The sequence below is a fragment of the Comamonas sp. NLF-1-9 genome (assembly GCF_019195435.1).
Taxonomy (GTDB): Bacteria; Pseudomonadota; Gammaproteobacteria; order Burkholderiales; family Burkholderiaceae_C; genus Comamonas_C.
On the sequence record NZ_CP078069.1, the window covers coordinates 700303 to 718348 of the forward strand.

The window sequence follows — 18046 nt, forward strand, 5'->3', positions numbered from 1 at the left end:
GGGCTCGGCCTTCTTTGGGGATTCAATTGCGCGGTTTGCCGCCCGGGTCGGCAGCGACTTCGGCGCTGCGCAGCTCGGGCGCGAGATGGTTGAGCACGCCGTTGACGTATTTGTAGCCGTCGGTGCCGCCGAAGGACTTGGACAGCTCGATGCACTCGTTGAGCACCACGCGCCAGGGGATGTCGGGGCAGTGCTTGAACTCGTAGGCGCCCATCCAGAGCACGGCGTGCTCGATCGGCGAGATCTCGGCCCAGCTGCGGTCCAGATGGGGCTCCAGGCAGGCGTCGAGCTCGGCCGCGCTGGCGATGCAGCCGTGCAGCAGCGCGTCGTAGTGGGCGCTGTCGGCCTTGTGAAAGCCCGAGAGGTCGCGCGTGTACAAGTCGATGTCGCCGGGCGGGTTGCCGCCTACCAGATGCTGGTACAGGCCTTGCAGCGCGAATTCGCGCGCGCGCGAGCGGCCCGAGAGCTGGCTACTTCGGCGCGCGGTATAGGCGGAGCGGGGCGTTGCACTCACGAAAGCGCCTCCAGCAGATTGGCCATCTCCACGGCCACGTAAGCCGCGTCGCGTCCCTTTTCGCTCTGGCGCGTGATCGCCTGTTCGAGGTTTTCGGTAGTCAGGATGGCATTGGCGATCGGCAACTGGTAGTCGAGCGCGACGCGGCCCACGCCGGCGCTCGAATCGTTGGAGACCAGCTCGAAATGGTAGGTCTCGCCGCGGATCACGCAGCCGATGGCGATCAGCGCGTCGTGCTCGCCCTGTTCGGCCATGGCTTGCAGGGCCACGGGAATTTCCAGCGCACCCGGCACCTGCACGTGGGTGATGTCTTCCGGGCGCACACCCAGGTCTTGCAGCGCCTGCAGGCAGGCGCTGGCCATGGCGTTGGTGATGTTGGCGTTGAAGCGCGCCTGCACGATGCCGACGTGCAAGTCCTTGCCGTCGAGCTGCGCCGCGCTGCCCTTGTCTGCGTTGTGCATGTTCAGTCCTTGGGGATGTAGCCGGTGATCTCCAGACCATAGCCGACCATGCTGGGCAGGCGCCTGGCCTGGCCCATGAGCTGCATGCGCGCCACGCCCAGCTCGCGCAGAATCTGCGCGCCTATGCCGTAGGTGCGCAAATCCATGCGCCCGCGCTCGGGTGCGTGCGTAGCGCGCGCCGTGCCCTCGAAGCGCGCCAGCAGGCGCTCAGCGCCTTCGTCGCAATTGAGCAGCACCGCCACGCCGCGGCCCTGGGCCTCGATGTAGCGCAGGCTCTCGTGCAGGCTCCAGGAGTGCATGCTCGCGCCGACCTCGAGCAGGTCCAGCGTGGACAGCGGCTCGTGCACGCGCACCGGCACGCAGTCCTGAGGCTGCCACTGGCCCTTGACCAGTGCCAGGTGCACGTTGTGGCTGGGCGCGTCGCGAAACAGGTGGGCGGTGAATTCGCCCCAGGGGGTCTGCAGGCTGCGCTGGCTGAGCTGGCGCACCAGCGATTCGGTGAGGCTGCGGTGGCCGATCAGGTCGGCAATCGTGCCCACCTTCAGACCGTGTTCGGCGGCAAACAGCTGCAGGTCGGGCAGGCGCGCCATGGTGCCGTCGTCCTTCATCACCTCGCAGATCACCGCGGCGGGGCTGCAGCCGGCCATGGCCGCCAGGTCGCAGCCGGCTTCGGTGTGGCCGGCGCGCATCAGCACGCCGCCATCGACCGCCTGCAGCGGAAAGATGTGGCCGGGCTGCACCAGGTCGCTGGCCTTGGCGCCCGGGGCCACGGCGGTGGCCACGGTGTGGGCGCGGTCGGCGGCAGAGATGCCGGTGGACACGCCTTCGGCCGCCTCGATCGAGACGGTGAAGGCGGTGCCGAGCTTGGCGCCGTTGTGCGCCACCATGGGCGGCAGCTGCAGGCGCTCGCAGGCTTCGCGGCGCAGCGTCAGGCAGATCAGGCCGCGCCCGAAGCGGGCCATGAAGTTGATCGCCTCGGCGCTGACGTGATCGGCCGCCAGCACCAGGTCGCCTTCGTTCTCGCGGTCTTCCTCATCGACCAGGATGACCATGCGGCCGGCCGCAAGCTCGGCCACGATGTCCTGGACCGGAGAGATGGGTACGGGGGTGAGAGGGGTGTGCATGCAAAGGGCTTTCGCAAGGGCCGCGACCAGCGCCAGCGCCGCTCCCGGCCGAGGAAAGCCCCAAAGAACATGCGCTGTGCCTCTGGACGGAGGACGCCGGGGATGGTTCCCCGCAAGCCGGCGATTTTAGGACAAGGCGGTGCAAGATCGTGGTGCGCGCCGCATTCCCGCATGCCGCGCGCCGCGGCCTTGTCCATCTCTGGCACGGCGGTGGTCGCGCGCGCCGTGCTCTGTACTCCGGTACCGGCTCTGCCGCCCCGCAAAGAGCGTTTCAACGCCCGCCGCCACTTGCGTCAGAAGGAGGAGCCCTCCAGCCCGACGTCGCTCTCGGGATAGGCGACGCAGGGCAGCACGTAGCCGTCGGCCACGTCCTGGTCGGACAGAACGATGAACTCGTGCTCGTAGCGCACCCGCCCGCGGGTGAGCCGGCCCATGCAGGTGCCGCAACTGCCGTCGCGGCAGGACGAGGGCCAGTCCACGCCGGCCAGCTCCAGCGCGTCGAGCAGGGTCAGCGAGCGCGGTGCGGGAATGTCCCGGGCTTCGCCTTCGATGTGCGCGGTGTAAGACTTGGGGAGATCCATGGCAAAAATCGGAATTTGAATGAAATACGGCTCCAGCCCTTGCTGGACAATCGCCAACAGCTATCACAACAAGAGTGTTTGGGGCGTAGCACGGTGCGCCGGATTCTTTCACGTCCTGGCGGCCGCTTCGGGGCGGGCGCACATGGGCACAGTAGGATCGTGGTCGCTGTCCAAAGGAGTTTCACATGAACGATGCCGACCGCGCCGCCGATTTCTCCGCCGGCGCCGCCTGGGTGCAGGGCCGCTACCTGCCGATCGCCCAGGCCACGCTGCCGCTGACCGACTGGGGTTTTTTGCGCTCCGACGCCGCCTACGACGTGGTGACCGTCTGGGACGGCGCCTTTTTCCGGCTCGACGCCCATCTGCGGCGCTTTCGCGCCAGTTGCGACACCTTTCGCCTGCAGCCCGGGCGCAGCGACGAGGAGATCGCGCAGATCCTCATGGAGTGTGTGCGCCTGTCCGGCCTGCGCAATGCCTATGTGGAGATGATCGTCACGCGCGGCCAGCCGCCCTGGGGTTCGCGCGACCCGCGCCAGGCGCTCAACCAGTTTTATGCGTTTGCCGTGCCCTATGTCTGGATCGCCAACGCCGAGCAGCGCGAGAGGGGCCTGCGCATGCAGGTGAGCAGCGTGCCGCGCATACCTTCGGCCAGCGTGGACGCGCGGGCCAAGAACTACCACTGGCACGACCTCACGCGCGGCCTGCTGCAGGCGCTGGACGCGGGCTTTGACACCACGGTGCTGGGCGACGGCGCCGGCCACGTGGTGGAGGGGCCGGGCTTCAACATCTTCGCGGTCGATGCAAGCGGCCAGATCGCCACGCCGGCGCAGGGCGTGCTCGAAGGCATCACGCGCCAGACGGTGATCGACATCGCGGCCGCCCTGGGTATCGCGCTGCAGCAGCGCGCCTTGCCGGTGCAGGAGTTGCGCGCGGCGCGCGAGGTGTTCATCACCAGTTCGGCCGGCGGCGTGCTGCCGGTGACGCAGCTCGACGGCCGGCCCGTGGGCAGCGGCGCGCCGGGGCCGCTGACCCGGAGCATCACCGACACCTACTGGGCCTGGCACAAGGATCCGCGCTACAGCCGCGCGGTGGACTACGCCGGCACGCGCTGATCAGGCGAGCAAGGCGTCAAAGCCCTCGGCCGGCAGGAACAGGCGGCCCTGACGGTACAGCCGCGTGGGGCCGGGCAGGGCGCGCTCCTTGACGGAATGGTGCGTGTCGCCCGGATAGCACAGCACCTGGGTGTCGCCCTCCTGGTAGATCTCCGGTGCGATCGCCGGCGCCAGGCGCTCGCGCGCGGCGGCCAGCGCCTGGTCCGCGCTGGCGTAGCGGCACAGATGGGCCAGGCTCATGATCTGCGGCGGCGCCAGTTCGATCTGCCCGTCGCGGTAGTACTGCAGCGCGCTGTGCGGCGTGCACCAGAGGCTGGCCGTGGTTTCCCGGGCGTCGTGCAAGGCCTCCTGCCCGGCCGGTGCCTGGGCGAGAAAGAAGCGCGCATCAAAGCGGCGGGTGCGCAGCAGCGGCGTGGCCGGGGTGATCCAGCGCGACCACGGCACCAGCGCGCGCGTGGCCATGCGCAATTGCAGTTGCGCCAGAACCTGGGCAAAGCCCAGGCCCTCGGCCAGCAGACGGCGCGCGCGCAGGTTGTCAAGCCGCGCGCCGCTGCCGCCTGGCTCGGCCAGCAGCAGACCGCATTCCTCCAGCGCTTCGCGCAGCGCCGCCACGTGCAGGCCCGCGGCCATGGCGGCGTCGGTATCGGCTTCGCCCAGGCGGGCCTGCAGCGCTGGCAGGGTTTCGTCGAGCAGGCCGAAGCTGTGCGCGTCAGAGTCGCTGTATTCGAGCTTGCCGCCCGGGAAGACGAACATGCCCGCCATGTTGGCCAGCGCCGCATTGCGCTGCAGCAGCAGGGTTTGCAGGCCCTCGGCGCTGTCGCGCAGCAGCACGATGGTGGCGGCCGGGCGCGGTATCGCCAGCTTGTCGGGCGTCGTCATGATGCCCGTCCTGCGGGCGACGGCCGACGCGCCGGCGCTGGCTTACATTGCGCCGATCGCAATGCGTACAACTGGATGAAGGGAGCGTGCATCATGGGTCTGGATTTCACGGGGCGGGTGGCCATCGTAACGGGCGCGGGCGGCGGCCTGGGGCGCGAGCATGCGCTGGCGCTGGCAGCGCGCGGCGCGAAGGTGCTGGTCAACGACCTGGGCGCGGCGGTCGACGGCAGCGGCCATTCGGTGTCGGCGGCGCAGCAGGTGGTCGACGAGATCCGCGCGGCGGGGGGCGAGGCCATGGTCAACGGCGCCTCGGTCACCGACTTTGCGGCGGTGCAGGCCATGGTGCAGCAAGCCGTTGATGCCTGGGGCAGGGTGGACATATTGGTGAACAACGCCGGCATCCTGCGCGACAAGTCGTTTGCCAAGATGTCGATGCAAGACTTTCGCCTGGTCGTGGACGTGCACCTCATGGGCGTGGCCTACTGCTGCAAGGCGGTCTGGCCGCTGATGCAGGCGCAGCAGTACGGGCGCATTCTCATGACCACTTCGTCCACCGGGCTGTACGGCAACTTTGGCCAGGCCAACTACGGCGCGGCCAAGCTCGCGCAGGTCGGCATGATGCAGACCCTGGGCATCGAAGGCGCCAAGTACGGCATCCATGTGAACGCGCTGGCACCGACTGCCGCCACGCGCATGACCGAAGGCCTGATGCCCGAAGGTGCGCTCGAGCAGCTGGCGCCCGCGGCGGTCGTGCCGGCGATGCTGGTGCTGGTGCACGAAAGCGCGCCCACGCGTACCATCTTGTGTGCCGGCGCCGGCAGCTTCGAGGCAGCGCACATCACCCTGACCCAGGGTATACATCTGGGCACGGGCGCCCAGGTGCCCGAGGCGCTCGCCCAGCGGCTGCAGGCGGTGCTGGCGCCCGAAGGGCAGCAGGTGCCCGACAGCGGCCAGGCCCAGGCGATGCACGAATTGGCCAAGGCCGGCAGCCCCATGCACTGAAGACCCGCGCATGCACGCAGGTGATCGCTCCCTGCGGCCTCGTGCCCGGGCCTGCCGTGCTAAGTTTCGCACCTTCCTGAAAATGGCATGCACCACACCATGAGCACATTGCAAGCGCGCATAGCGGCGCTGGACGCCGAGCGCCTGCGCGGCATGCGCCGAGGCATAGAAAAGGAAGGCCTGCGCGTGCTGCCCAGCGGCCAGCTGGCGCTCACGCCGCACCCGAGCGCGCTGGGTGCGGCGCTCACCCACCCGAGCATCACCACGGACTACAGCGAATCGCTGCTGGAGCTCATCACCCGCCCGCATGCCAGCGTGCAGGACTGCGCCGCCGAACTGGCCGAGCTGCACCAAGCGGTAGAGCAGGTGCTGGCGCGCCAGAGCGAGCCCGAGATCCTCTGGAACGCCAGCATGCCGTGCCGCCTGCCGCCCGACGAGACCATCCCGCTGGGGCGCTACGGCTCGTCCAACATCGGTCGCGCCAAGAGCATCTACCGCATGGGCCTGGGCCACCGCTACGGGCGGCGCATGCAGACCATTGCGGGCATCCACTACAACTGGTCGCTGCCGGGCGTGGGCACGGACGAATACTTTGGCCTGATCCGCAACTTCCGTCGCCACTCCTTCGTGCTCTTGTACCTGTTTGGCGCCTCGCCCGCGCTCGCGCCCTGCTTCGTGCAGGGGCGCGCGCACGGCCTGCAGCCGCTGGGCGACGGCAAGCGCGGCATGGGCCTGCCGCACGCGACTTCGCTGCGCATGGGGCGCCTGGGCTATCAGAGCGATGCCCAGGCAAGTCTTGCGGTGAGCTACAACGGCTTGCAGGGCTTTGCCGCGTCGCTCTACGACGCGCTCACCCGGCCTTATCCGGCCTACGAGGCCATAGGCGTGCGCAGCCTCGGGGGCGACTACAACCAGCTGGGCACCAGTCTGCTGCAGATCGAGAACGAGTTCTACGGCACGATACGCGCCAAGCGCACGGTGCGCAGCGGCGAGCGTCCGCTGCACGCGCTGCGCGAGCGCGGCGTGGAATACGTCGAGGTGCGCCTGATGGACATCAACCCGTTGGTGCCCACCGGCATCAGCACGCAGGCCATGCGCGTGCTCGACATGTTCCTGCTGCACTGCCTGCTCTCGGACAGCCCGCCCGACACCCCCGAGGAGATCAGCGCCCTCAAGCACAACCAGCACCTGAGCGCCGAACGCGGGCGCGAGCCCGGCCTGCGCCTGAGCCGCGGCCAGGAGCAGATCGCGCTGGTGGACTGGGCCGCGCAGGTGCTCGACGAGTGCCTGCCCATCGCCGAGCGCATGGACGCGCTGCACGCTGGCGCGGAATACGGCCAGGCGCTCAGCGAGGCGCGCGCGCTGCTGCAGCGCCCTGAAGCCACGCCCTCGGCGCGCGTGCTGGCCGAAATCTCCGGCCTGCACGACAACGACTACATCGCCTTTGCCACCACGCGCTCGCTGACCGCGCGCCAGATGCTGCTCTCCAGCCCCTGGACCCGGGCGCAGGAGCAGCATTACTGCCAGTTGGCGAGCGACTCCTTCGTGCGCCAGCGCGCAATGGAAGAGGCGGACACGCTGAGCTTTGAAGACTGGCTGGTGCGCTACATGGCCGAGGATCAGCTCGTGGTTTGAGTGCGTCGCATCGATGGCGCGGGGGTTTTGGGCCGGTAGTCGCACCAGGGCGCAACGCTGCATTCCCAGCAGCGCGGCAGGCGGGCCTGGCAGACATAACGGCCGTGCAGGATCAGCCAGTGGTGCGCATCGGGCAGGTACTCGGGCGGCACACGGCGCAGCAGCTTGAGCTCGACCGCCAGCGGCGTTTTTCCCGGTGCAAGACCGGTGCGGTTGCCGACACGAAAGACGTGCGTGTCCACCGCCATCGTGGCTTGGCCGAAGGCCACGTTGAGCACCACGTTGGCCGTCTTGCGCCCCACGCCGGGCAAGGCCTGCAGCGCCTCGCGCGTGCGCGGCACCTGGCCGTCGTGGTGCTGGAGCAGCAGCTCGCAGGTGCGCATCAGGTTTTTCGCCTTGCTGCGGTACAGACCTATGGTGCGCAGGTAGTCTTCGAGCCGCGGCAGGCCCAGCGCCACGATGGCCGCCGGCGTGTTGGCAACCGCAAAGAGCCGCCGCGTGGCCTTGTTCACGCCCACGTCGGTGGCCTGCGCCGACAGCAGCACGGCGGCCAGCAGCTCAAACACGCTGGTGTATTCCAGCTCGGTCACGGGCTGCGGGTTGGCCGCCTTGAGCGTGGCAAAGAATGCCTGTATCGATGCCTGGTTCATGGCCGCGATTGTCGCCGTGCGCGGCGCGCCGCGCGATTGGCGACAATCGCCGTTTTCCCCTCCAACGATCACGAGAGACATCGATGCCGATCCCCTTCGCCCGCCGCCTCGACCAGGTGGAAACCTCCGCCATCCGCGAACTCTTCAAGCTGCTGGGCAAGCCCGGCATCATCAGCTTTGCCGGCGGCTTTCCGGACAGCGCGATGTTCGACGTCGAAGGCATACGCGAAGCGTCTGAGCGCGCGCTGGCCGAGGAGCCGGGCAGCGCGCTGCAGTACGGCGCCACCGAAGGCTATCCGGCGCTGCGCGAGCAACTGGCCGACTACATGGCACAGCGGGGCGCGCAAGGCATAGGGCCGCAAGACCTGATCGTCACCACCGGCAGCCAGCAGGCGTTGGACCTGGTGGGCAAGACGCTGATCGATCCAGGCGCCAAGGTCATCGTCGAAGGACCGACCTTTCTCGCGACCATCCAGTGCTTTCGCCTCTACGGCGCCGAACTCGTCAGCGCGCCGATCGACGCCGACGGCGTGCAGGTCGATCGCCTGGAGCAGTTGATTGCCGAGCACCGCCCGCGCCTGGTCTATCTGATTCCGACCTTCGGCAACCCCAGCGGCGCGACGCTGAGCCTGCAGCGGCGCAAGCGCATCCTGGAGCTTGCGGTCAAGCACCAGACGCTGATCGTCGAGGACGACCCCTACGGCGCGCTGTACTTCGACGCCCCGCCGCCCGCCAGCCTGCTGGCGCTGTCGGCCCAGGTGCCGGGCAGCCGCGAGCTGCTGGTGCATTGCGGCTCCCTGAGCAAGGTGCTCTCGCCCGGCCTGCGCGTGGGCTGGATGATTGCGCCGCCGGCGCTGCTGGCCAAGGCCACGATGTGCAAGCAGTTCAGCGATGCCCACACCAGCACCTTTGCGCAGGCAACGGCCGCGCAATACCTCAAGGCCGGGCGCATGCCGGCGACGCTGGAGCGCGTGCGCACGGTCTATGCGCAGCGCGCGCGCACCATGGGCGAGGCCTTGCGCGCCGAACTGGGCGAGGCCGTGGATTTCGTGCAGCCGCACGGCGGCCTGTTCATCTGGGCGCGCCTGAGCGGCGCCGGCGGCAAGCTGTCCGACGGCAGCGCCTTTGCCCGCAAGGCCATCGAAGAGGGCGTTGCCTTCGTGCCCGGCGCGCCTTTTTACTGCGCCGACCCGGACCCGGCAACGCTGCGGCTGTCGTTCGCGACGGCCGACGAAGCCCGGATACGCGAGGGCGTGGCGCGCCTGGGCCGGGCGCTGGCCGCCTGAGCGCACGATGTCCACGCAGCAAGAACGGCTGCAGGCGCTGGAGCTCAAGGCCGTCTGGGCCGAAGACCTGCTCGAGCAGCTGAACCTGAGCGTCTTTCGCCAGGCGCAGGAGATCGAGCAGCTGCGCCGCCAGCTCGCGCACCTGCGCCAGCAACTGCGCGACGGCGCCGCCCCGGCTGCCGAGCGCGACCCGCGCGACGAGATTCCGCCGCACTATTGAGGCCATGCCCGGGCGAGCGGGCGCAGTCGATAAAATGCATCTCAAATGACACTTTATGTGTGGACGAGTGCATGCATCTGACCCAGTGGACCGACTATGCGCTGCGCGTGCTGATGTATTGCGCGGCCTTCGAAGACCGTGAAAAGCCGGTCACCATCAGCGAGATCGCCCAGGCGCACGACATCTCGCGCAGCCACCTGACCAAGATCGTGCGCCAGCTCGCCGCCCTGGGCGTACTGGACACCACGCGCGGGCGCGGCGGCGGCATGCGCTTGATGCGCGCTCCGGCAGACATCTCGGTCGGCTTCGTCGTGCGCGCCACCGAAACCGGCTTCGACATGGTCGAATGCTTCAGCCGCGACCACAGCAGCTGCCGCATCAGCAACAACTGCAATCTGCGGGGCGTGCTCGAGCGCGCCACGCGCAGCTACCTCGCGGTGCTCGACGAGGTGACGCTTGCCGACCTCGCGCCGGTGCGCGCCAGCAGCGTGACGCGCGCGCGCCGCACGCCGATTCCAGGCCTGCCCATGTTGTCGTGACGCTTGCCCGGGGGCGCGCCCTGCGCCCTCAGCCGCGCGCGCCGTCGTGCCCGGAGGCTTGCCCACCCGGCGGCGCCGACGGCGGGCGCGCCTGGCCGCTGAGGTTGGGCGGCACATCGGCCCCGGCGCGCCGTGCGCGAAACAGCGCCGCACGCATCAGGAAGACGCTGGTGATCGGCACCGTGATGGCGACGAAGAATGCAATCAGATACAGGCGCAGCGGCGCGCTGCCCGTGGCCCACCAGAAGTAGGCGAAGGCCGCGTGCAGGATGCACCAGCAGGCGAGCGTGGCGATCATGGCCGGCGGGTGCGTGCGGGCAAAAAAGCTGGGCAGCGTGAGCAAACCCATGGACGCAACCAGGGCGATCGCCGCGCCGGCCAGCGCCAGCAGCGACACCAGAATGTCCAGCCACAGCGGCATCGCGTTCATTCGATGACCTCGCCACGCAGCAGGAATTTGGCCAGCGCCGTGCTGGCGGCAAAACCCAGCACCGCGATGAGCAGAGCCGCCTCGAAGTACACCATGCTGCCCCAGTAGATGCACAGCACCAGCACCAGCAGCATGGCGTTGAGGTACATCGCGTCCAGCGCCAGGATGCGGTCTTGCGCCGTCGGTTTGCGCAGGATGCGCACCAGGCACAGCACCATGGCCAGCGCCAGCATGCCCATGGCCAGGGGCAGGGCCCAAGGCAGAACGCTTGCATTCATGACTCGAAAATCTCCATCAGCGGGGCTTCGTAGCAGCGCTGCACATGGGCGGCGACGGCCTGCGCGTCGGCCACCTCCAGCACGTGCAGCATCAGCAGCGAGCGGTCCAGCGACAACTCCGCCCATACCGTACCCGGGGTGATGCAGACGATCATCGCCAGCACCGCCAGTGCATTCGGGTCGCGCACCTGCAGCGGGATGTGCACGAAGCCCGACGGATGCGGGCGCCGCGCCGGTTGCAGCAGGTAGCGCAATACCGCGATGTTCGAGCGCGTGGTGTCCAGCATCACCCGCAGGCACAGCCGCAGCACCGTCAAAGGATGGCGCACGCGCACCCGCTGCGGCCGCAGCCCCTGCAACAGCAGCGGCAGCCCGATCGCCAGCAGCAGCGCCAGCAGGAGCTGGCCGCGGCCGCCGTCGGGGTTCAGCAACAGCCAGGCGAGCGCCAGGCCGACGCTCACCAGCGGGGCAGGCAGCAAGCGCTTCATCGCGCAGGCGCCTCCCGCGGCGGCGTTGCAAGAATTTCCTCGATGTAGTGCACCGGCGCATGCAGCGCGCGCGCCGCCTGGCTGGTGTAGTGCATCACCGCAGCGGCCTGCACCACCAGCGCGACGCAGGCCGCGAGCAGCCCGGCGATCGGCAGCCCTTCGAGCACGCGCAGCTGCGGCGCCCGCCGGTCGTGCGCGGCCCAGAAATGCCGTATGCCCACGCGCGTCATCGCCAGCAAGGCCATGAAGCCGGTGACCAGCATCAACGCCAGCAGCCACCAGGCCTTGGGCGTTGCGCCAGCGCCCCCGAGTGCGGCCGTCAGCATCGCGAACTTGCCGATGAAGCCCGACAGCGGCGGCAGGCCGGTAATCACCAGCGTCACCAGCAGGAAGGCGAGGCCCAGGAAGGCAGTGGCCGCCTGGATCACGCGGCCCACCAGGATTTGCTGGTCATCGTCCAGATTGAAGTTCTCGCTGGGCAGCAGCTCGGGCGTGAGAAAGGGCGTGTCGTCGCGCTCGTAGGGCGCGACGCTGGCGCCGTCGTTGCGCCAGCGCTTGATCAGGTCCGACAGCAGGAACAGGCTGGCCGCCGCCAGGGTCGAGCCGGGCAGGTAATAGATCAAGCCGGCCGTCACGCCGGCCTGGCCCAGACCCATGGCGGCGAGCAGCGTGCCCGAAGACAGTATGGCCGCATGCCCGGCGAGATAGCTCAGGCGCTGCGAGGCCATCATGCCCAGCGCCCCGAAGAGCATGGTCGCCATGCCGGCGCCATACAAATACGCGCTGCCCCACTGGCCCGACAGTCCTGCGGCCTCGCCAAACCACAGCGGCCAGAGCCTGAGCAGGGCGTACACGCCCACCTTGGTGAGCACCGCAAAGAGCGCGCCCACCGGCGCGGCGGCGGCGGCATAGGCCGGCACCAGCCAGAAGTTCAGCGGCCACACCCCCGCCTTGATCAGAAAGGCCATGGCCAGCGTCGCCGCGCCGGCATTGAGCAGGCCGCGGTGCGCCTGCGGCACGTCGCTCATGGCGCGGGCGATGTCGGCCATGTTGAGCGTGCCGGTGATGCCATAGACCAGCGCGGCGCCAATGAGAAACAGCGTGGATGCGGCCAGATTGATGGCGATGTAATGCAGCCCCGACTGCACCCGCGCCTGCCCCGAGCCGTGCAGCAGCAGCCCGTAGGAGGCGGCCAGCAGGATCTCGAAGAACACGAACAGGTTGAACAGGTCCGCCGTCAGGAAGGCGCCGGCCAGGCCCATGAGCTGGAACTGAAACAGCGTGTGGTAGAGCACCCCTGCGCGGTGCCAGCGCGCGCTGGCAAACAGGATGGACGCGAGCGCCACCGTGTTGCCGGTGAGCAGCATCAAGGCCGCCAGCCGGTCCAGCGCCAGCGTGATGCCGAACGGCGCGGGCCAGTTGCCGGGCAGGTATACGCCGATGTTCTGCGTCTGTCCGCTCGCCGTCCAGACCAGCAAGGCCAGGGAAACCAGGAAGCCCAACACGGTCGAGCCCAGGTTGATGGCGAGCTTGAGCCGCTCGCGCTCTTCGCGCAGCACCAGCAACAGCGCCGCAGTGAAGAGGGGCAGGGCGATGGGCACCAGCATCAGGTGCGGCATCAGCGCCGCAATGGCTTGCACGGAAGGGTTCATCGCTTGCTGGCACCCCTGCGCCGCTCGGGCTCGGCGCCATCGACGTGGTCGGTGCCCGTCATGCCGCGCAGCGCCAGCAGCACCACCAGAAACAGCGCCGTCATGGCAAAGCCGATGACGATGGCCGTGAGCACCAGAGCCTGGGGCAGCGGATCGGTGTAGTGCAGCAGGTCCAGCGGCTTGGCGGGGTCGAGCACCGGTGCCTTGTTCGCCGCCAGCCCCAGACGCGCCGAGGCGAAGATGAACAGGTTGACCGCGTAGGACAGCAGTGTCAGCCCCATGATGACCTGGAAGGTGCGCGGGCGCAGCGTCAGCCAGACGCCGCAGCCGGCAAGCACCCCTATGGCCAGCGCCAGCACCACTTCCATCAGCCCTGTCCTCCGTGCGCGCCGGCGGGCTCACGCTCAGCCAGCAGATGGGCGTGGAAGCGGTGACTGCGCACCGACTGGTGGGCGATGGCCGTGAGTATCAGCAGCGTTGCACCCACCACCAGCAAGGCCACGCCGATGTCAAAGAACAGCGCGCTTGCCAGATGCAGCTCGCCCAGCCAGGGCAGTTGCAATTGCAGCATGTGGCTGGTGAGAAACGGGTAGCCGAAGTACAGCGCGCCCAGCCCGGTGCACAGCGCGCACAGCAGGCCCGCTGCCATCCAGCGCTCGGGCAGGATGCGCACATGGGCCTCGACCCACACCGCGCCGGACACCAGGTATTGCACGATCAGACCCAGCGAGAGCACCAGGCCGGCGACAAAGCCGCCGCCCGGCTGGTCGTGGCCACGCAGAAAAAGATGAACCGCGACCAGCGCCGAAAACGGCAGCAGCAGCCGTGCGAGCACCGCAGGCACCATCAGATAGCCGACGGCGGTGTCGCTCGCATGGCGCGGATTGAGCAGATCGGTCTGCAGGTCGGCGGGCAGCAGGCGCTGTTGGGGCGGCAAGTCCATGGTTTCGCGCGCAGGACGAAAGCGGCGCAGCAGCGCATACACGGTGCAGGCCACGATGCCGAGCACGACGATCTCGCCGAAGGTGTCGAAGCCGCGAAAGTCCACCAGCATCACGTTGACCACGTTGCTGCCGCCGCCCTGGGGCAGGGCCTGCTCCAGAAAATAAGTCGCCGTGCCGTGGCTGAAGTCGCGGCTCATCAGCGCGTAGGCAAGCCAGGCCATGCCCAGGCCGCAGATGCTGGCGATGAAGCCGTCGCTCACGCGCCGCGCGCGCGTGCGCAGCTGCTCGGCGCGCGCCGCGCGCAGAGTTTCGTCGCGCCGCGGCAGCCAGCGCAGGCCCAGCAGTATCAGCACGGTGGTGACGAACTCCACCGCGAACTGCGTGAGCGCCAGGTCCGGCGCGGAAAACCACAGGAAGGTCAGGCTGACGCACAAGCCGGTGCCGCCCGCCAGGATCAGCGCCGCCAGGCGGTGAAACTTGGCCTGCCAGGCCGCGGCGATGGCGCAGGCGCCGCCGACCAGCCACAGCATGGTGAGTGTGAGCGAGGGCGGCAGCAGCGCCCGCTCGCCCCAGTGGGTACGCGCGGACCACAGCGGCAGGGCCGCTGCCAGGAAAGATGTCACCACCAGCCAGCGCATCTGCCATTGCAGGCGCCGCGTGCTCAGCAGCCGCCGGCCACTGCGCGCCCCGTGGGTAGCCAAGGTCAGCGCGGCGTGGAAGACGCGGCTCGCGTCGACGCGGCCCTGCCAGATGCGGGTGTGGCGCTGCGTGCGGCTGCGCAGCAGCCCCCAGTAGAGAAAGATGCCGCCGACCATGGCGATCGCGCTCATGGTCAAAGCCGCGTTCGGACCGTGCCAGAGCGAAAGACTGTAGGCAGGCAAATGCCCGCCGACGACGGGCTGGGCAGCGGTGGCAAGTATCGGCCCTATGGCCCATTGCGGAAACATGCCGACCAGCAGGCAGATGGCCACCAGCAGCTCCACCGGCACGCGCATCCAGCGCCGGGGTTCGTGGGGCTGCCGCGGCAGATCGCTGGCCAGCGGGCCGAAGAACACCGAAACCGTCAGGCGCAGCGAATAGGCGACGCTGAACATGCCCGCGATGGTGGCCGCCACCGGCAGCGAAATCGCCACCAGCGGCGAGGCGTCGAGAAACACGGTCTCCGAAAAAAACATCTCCTTGGACAGGAAGCCATTGAGCAGGGGCACTCCGGCCATGGCGGCGCTGGCCACCGTCGCCAGCGTGGCGGTGATCGGCATGGCGTGGCGCAGCCCGGACAGCCGTTGCATGTCGCGCGTGCCGCTTTCGTGGTCAACAATGCCGGCCGCCATGAACAGCGAGGCCTTGAAGGTCGCATGGTTCATGATGTGAAACACCGCCGCCACCGTCGCCAGTTCGCTGTTCAGGCCGAGCAGGAGCGTAATCAAGCCCAGGTGCGAGATCGTGGAATAGGCAAGCACGCCTTTGAGGTCGCGCTGGAACATGGCAATGAAGCCGCCCAGCAGCAGCGTGGCAACGCCTACGCCGCCGACCCACCAGAACCAGGCCTGGGTGCCCCCGAGCACCGGCCACAGGCGCGCCAGCAGGAAGACGCCGGCCTTGACCATGGTGGCCGAATGCAGGTAGCTGGACACCGGCGTGGGCGCGGCCATCGCGTTGGGCAGCCAGAAGTGGAAGGGAAATTGCGCGCTCTTGGTAAAGGCCGCGAGCAGCACCAGGGCAAGCACCGCCGGATACAGCGCATGCGCGCGGATCTGCTCGCCAGCCGCGAGCGTGGCGTCCAGCGTGTAGCTGCCGACGATGTGGCCCAGCATCAACACCGCGCCCAGCAGTGCCAGCCCCCCCGCCGCGGTCACGGTGAGCGCCATGCGCGCGCCGCGCCGCGCGTCGCGCCGGTGGTGCCAGTAGCCGATCAGCAGAAACGAAAACAGGCTGGTCAGCTCCCAGAAAAAGACCAGCTGTACGGTGTTGCCCGACACCACCACGCCCGCCATCGCCCCCATGAAGGCGAGCAGAAAGGAAAAGAAGCGCGGCACGGGGTCCGAGGGCGACATGTAGTAGCGCGCATAGAGCACTACCAGCGTGCCTATGCCGAAGACCAACATGCAGAACATCCAGGCGAAGCCGTCCAGCCGCACGCTGGGGTTCAGGCCCAGTTGCGGCATCCAGGTGAGCTCGGCCTGCAGCACCTGGCCGGCGGCAATTTCCGGGAACAGCAGGGCGCTTTGCAGCGTGCACCAAAGTGCCACGACCGCGGCCAGGGTGGACTCCAGGTTGCGCGCGTTCGCCGGCAGCAGCGCCGCCAGGACGCTGGCGGCAAACGGCAGAACGAGCAGGAGCCACAAAGACATTGATGCCGGATTCTAGGAGGGGCAGTGCGGGCAGGCGGCGCTAGAGCTCTTCGACGCGCCGCGGCGGATAGCTGTCCCAGCTCTGGCAGCCCGGGCACTGCCAGAAATGCTGCAGGGCTTCAAAGCCGCAGGCGGCGCAGCGGTAGCGCAGCAGGGGCTTGGCCGCCAGGTCCAGCGCGCGCTGGATCGCCGGATGGCGCTCCTCGTGGCTCAGCGTCTCGTGCGCCAGCCACTTGCCCGCGACCACGAGCGAAGGCTCGCGCTCCAGGTAGTCGGCGTACCAGTCCTGCGCCTGAGCAGGCCCGCTGGCACCGGCGTCTGCCGGCGACAGCGCGATGATGGCGTCCAGTACGTCGAGCGAGGCCTGCGTCTCGTAGTGCGTCTGCAGCATCGCCCGCGCGCTCTGCTGCTCGTCGCAGGCCTGGGCTGCTTCCACCATCAAGGCGGCGGCAAGAGGCAGGGCGGCGGGGGCGGCGGCAGCAAGCTCGCGCAGCGTTGCCAGCGCCGAGCCGGGCGCGCCTTGCTGCAACTGCAGGCGTGCCAGCTCCAGCCGCGCCCGGGGTGCGTTGGGCGCGAGCGCCACGGCCTGGGTCAGCAGCGCGCGCGCGGCCTCATGGTCGGCGCGCGCGATGCGGCCTGCGGCCTGTTCGCACAGATAGTGCGCCTGGCGCACGCTGAAGTCCCCCTGGTGGGCGTCCTGCATGCGCTGGGCAATCGCGCTGGCCTGCTGCCAATCGTGCGAGCGCTCGTAAATGATGAGCAGCGCGAGCCTGGCCTGGGTTTCAAACGGCGTGCCTTCCAGGCGCCGCAGCGCGTCCTCGGCGCGGTCGAGCAAGCCGGCCTTGAGGTAGTCGAGCGCCAGACCGTGCTGCGCGCGCTCGCGGTCGCCGCGGCCGATGTCGTCGCGCGAGAGCAGGTGCTCATGCACGCGCACGGCGCGGTTGTATTCGCCACGGCGGCGAAACAGGTTGCCCAGGGCAAAGTGCAGCTCGGTGGTGTCGGGGTCGTTCTGCACCGCCTCGATGAAGGCGTCTATGGCCTGGTCCTGCTGTTCGTTGAGCAGGTAGTTCAGACCCTTGAAATAGGCCTTGGGTGCGCGCCGGCTGTCGGCGCGCGACTGACGCAGATCCAGGCGCGAGGCGAGCCAGCCGAAGACGAAGGCCAGGGGCAGGCCCAGCAGCAACCAGCTCGGGTCAAATTCCATCGGCGCGCGACTCGGTGGATGCCGCAAGCGCCGGACCGCGCTGCTGGCGCGCGGCGCTGCGGTGGCGCCACCAGTGCGGCACCATGCCGAGCACGCCCACGGCCACGCCGAGCGTGAACGCCGCAAGCACTACCAGCACCAGCGAGGTGGTCCACCGCGTGCCGAAGAAGAAATGCACGGTGACGTCCTGCTGGTTGTTCAGCGCGAAGGCGAACAGGGTAAAAAAAATGGCTGCCTTGAGCAGCCATGCGAAATATTTCATGAAGCTTCCCAACGATGCTGGCCGATTCTACGGTGTCGCATGGCTGGGCGAAGGCCTCGCCTGCCAAGGGGCAGGCAGGGCGCGCGCGCTCACTGGCCGTCGGGACTTGCGGTGCCAGAGCCGGTGCCAGCGTCGGTGCCTGCCAGGCTGGCCGCCACGCTGGTGCGCAGCGCCTTGCCCGGCTTGAAATGCGCGACGCGCTTGCTCGGCACCTGCACGGCTTCGCCGGTACGCGGGTTGCGCCCGGTGCGCGGCCGGCGGTGGTTGACCGAAAAGCTGCCAAAACCGCGTATCTCTATGCGATGACCGCGCACCAGCGCGTCGGCGATCGCGTCAAGGATGTTCTTGACGGCCGATTCCGTATCGCGCTGGGTGAACTGGCCGAAGCGGGCGGCCAGTTCCTCGACGAGGTCTGAACGGGTCATGGGCGGGTC

At 68.8% G+C, this 18046-nt stretch carries 21 protein-coding genes; 6 read left to right on the plus strand and 15 right to left on the minus strand.

Annotated elements, in window-relative coordinates; genetic code table 11:
* Positions 1-22: 22 nt before the first annotated feature.
* The 4 genes from nusB to KUD94_RS03445 all read right to left on the minus strand — a co-directional run bounded on the left by nusB (position 23) and on the right by KUD94_RS03445 (position 2680).
* Positions 23-514 carry a transcription antitermination factor NusB gene (nusB, locus tag KUD94_RS03430; RefSeq protein WP_218238484.1) on the minus strand — a complete coding sequence of 164 codons (492 nt, stop codon included), beginning with the start codon at positions 512-514 and terminating at the stop codon, positions 23-25.
* Positions 511-975 carry a 6,7-dimethyl-8-ribityllumazine synthase gene (ribH, locus tag KUD94_RS03435; protein ID WP_218238485.1) on the minus strand — a complete coding sequence of 155 codons (465 nt, stop codon included), beginning with the start codon at positions 973-975 and terminating at the stop codon, positions 511-513. Before ribH ends, nusB begins: the two co-directional genes overlap by 4 nt.
* Positions 976-977: 2 nt before the next feature.
* Positions 978-2099 (minus strand): bifunctional 3,4-dihydroxy-2-butanone-4-phosphate synthase/GTP cyclohydrolase II, encoded by a 1122-nt coding sequence (ribBA, locus tag KUD94_RS03440; RefSeq protein WP_218238486.1) that lies wholly within the window; start codon positions 2097-2099, stop codon positions 978-980.
* 293 nt (positions 2100-2392) lie between these two features.
* On the minus strand, positions 2393-2680 hold the full coding sequence (locus KUD94_RS03445; RefSeq protein WP_218238487.1) for a 2Fe-2S iron-sulfur cluster-binding protein: 288 nt from the start codon (positions 2678-2680) through the stop codon (positions 2393-2395).
* A gap of 185 nt (positions 2681-2865) precedes the next feature.
* On the opposite strand from KUD94_RS03445, the gene KUD94_RS03450 reads away from it, so the two are divergent.
* Positions 2866-3792 (plus strand): aminotransferase class IV, encoded by a 927-nt coding sequence (locus tag KUD94_RS03450; RefSeq protein WP_218238488.1) that lies wholly within the window; start codon positions 2866-2868, stop codon positions 3790-3792.
* Here KUD94_RS03450 and KUD94_RS03455 read toward each other — a convergent pair whose 3' ends face one another.
* Positions 3793-4671, minus strand: coding sequence for an NUDIX hydrolase (locus KUD94_RS03455; protein ID WP_218238489.1), 879 nt, complete (start codon positions 4669-4671; stop codon positions 3793-3795).
* A gap of 93 nt (positions 4672-4764) precedes the next feature.
* Here KUD94_RS03455 and KUD94_RS03460 point away from each other — a divergent pair, with 93 nt between their 5' ends.
* Together KUD94_RS03460 and gshA are read left to right on the plus strand one after the other, a co-directional pair.
* Positions 4765-5673: an SDR family NAD(P)-dependent oxidoreductase gene (locus tag KUD94_RS03460; protein WP_218238490.1), complete on the plus strand. Its 909-nt coding sequence runs from the start codon at positions 4765-4767 to the stop codon at positions 5671-5673.
* 99 nt (positions 5674-5772) lie between these two features.
* A complete protein-coding gene (gene gshA / locus KUD94_RS03465; protein WP_218238491.1) occupies positions 5773-7308 on the plus strand; it encodes a glutamate--cysteine ligase in 1536 nt (511 codons plus the stop codon).
* Here the strand turns inward: gshA and nth are convergent.
* Positions 7293-7958, minus strand: coding sequence for an endonuclease III (nth, locus tag KUD94_RS03470; RefSeq protein ID WP_218238492.1), 666 nt, complete (start codon positions 7956-7958; stop codon positions 7293-7295). The genes gshA and nth overlap by 16 nt on opposite strands.
* 89 nt (positions 7959-8047) lie before the next feature.
* Between nth and KUD94_RS03475 the strand changes: the two genes are divergently transcribed.
* From KUD94_RS03475 to KUD94_RS03485, 3 genes are all read left to right on the plus strand, one after another.
* Entirely contained in the window at positions 8048-9244 is a 1197-nt protein-coding gene (locus KUD94_RS03475; protein WP_218239173.1) for a PLP-dependent aminotransferase family protein, read from the plus strand.
* Positions 9245-9251: 7 nt separating this feature from the next.
* Positions 9252-9464 (plus strand): SlyX family protein, encoded by a 213-nt coding sequence (locus KUD94_RS03480; protein ID WP_218238493.1) that lies wholly within the window; start codon positions 9252-9254, stop codon positions 9462-9464.
* 71 nt (positions 9465-9535) lie between these two features.
* Positions 9536-10003, plus strand: a complete 468-nt coding sequence (locus tag KUD94_RS03485; RefSeq protein ID WP_218238494.1) for an Rrf2 family transcriptional regulator — start codon at positions 9536-9538, stop codon at positions 10001-10003.
* 28 nt (positions 10004-10031) lie between these two features.
* Here the strand turns inward: KUD94_RS03485 and KUD94_RS03490 are convergent, their stop codons facing one another.
* The 9 genes from KUD94_RS03490 to KUD94_RS03530 form a co-directional block, all read right to left on the minus strand.
* Positions 10032-10433: a monovalent cation/H(+) antiporter subunit G gene (locus tag KUD94_RS03490; RefSeq protein ID WP_218238495.1), complete on the minus strand. Its 402-nt coding sequence runs from the start codon at positions 10431-10433 to the stop codon at positions 10032-10034.
* Complete coding sequence (locus KUD94_RS03495; protein ID WP_218238496.1) at positions 10430-10711, minus strand: K+/H+ antiporter subunit F; 282 nt, start codon at positions 10709-10711, stop codon at positions 10430-10432. Before KUD94_RS03495 ends, KUD94_RS03490 begins: the two co-directional genes overlap by 4 nt.
* Positions 10708-11199 carry a Na+/H+ antiporter subunit E gene (locus KUD94_RS03500; RefSeq protein ID WP_218238497.1) on the minus strand — a complete coding sequence of 164 codons (492 nt, stop codon included), beginning with the start codon at positions 11197-11199 and terminating at the stop codon, positions 10708-10710. Before KUD94_RS03500 ends, KUD94_RS03495 begins: the two co-directional genes overlap by 4 nt.
* The gene (locus tag KUD94_RS03505; protein ID WP_218238498.1) at positions 11196-12851 is read right to left on the minus strand and encodes a monovalent cation/H+ antiporter subunit D; all 1656 of its coding nucleotides are present in this window, start codon (positions 12849-12851) and stop codon (positions 11196-11198) included. The genes KUD94_RS03500 and KUD94_RS03505 overlap by 4 nt, the downstream gene beginning before the upstream one ends.
* Entirely contained in the window at positions 12848-13219 is a 372-nt protein-coding gene (locus KUD94_RS03510) for a Na+/H+ antiporter subunit C (RefSeq protein ID WP_218238499.1), read from the minus strand. Before KUD94_RS03510 ends, KUD94_RS03505 begins: the two co-directional genes overlap by 4 nt.
* Positions 13219-16146 carry a monovalent cation/H+ antiporter subunit A gene (locus tag KUD94_RS03515; protein ID WP_218238500.1) on the minus strand — a complete coding sequence of 976 codons (2928 nt, stop codon included), beginning with the start codon at positions 16144-16146 and terminating at the stop codon, positions 13219-13221. The genes KUD94_RS03510 and KUD94_RS03515 overlap by 1 nt, the downstream gene beginning before the upstream one ends.
* A 40-nt stretch (positions 16147-16186) precedes the next feature.
* Positions 16187-17350, minus strand: a complete 1164-nt coding sequence (lapB, locus tag KUD94_RS03520; protein WP_218238501.1) for a lipopolysaccharide assembly protein LapB — start codon at positions 17348-17350, stop codon at positions 16187-16189.
* Entirely contained in the window at positions 17340-17612 is a 273-nt protein-coding gene (locus tag KUD94_RS03525; RefSeq protein ID WP_218238502.1) for a lipopolysaccharide assembly LapA domain-containing protein, read from the minus strand. The genes lapB and KUD94_RS03525 overlap by 11 nt, the downstream gene beginning before the upstream one ends.
* A gap of 89 nt (positions 17613-17701) precedes the next feature.
* Positions 17702-18037, minus strand: coding sequence for an integration host factor subunit beta (locus KUD94_RS03530; protein ID WP_218238503.1), 336 nt, complete (start codon positions 18035-18037; stop codon positions 17702-17704).
* Positions 18038-18046 lie beyond the last annotated feature (9 nt).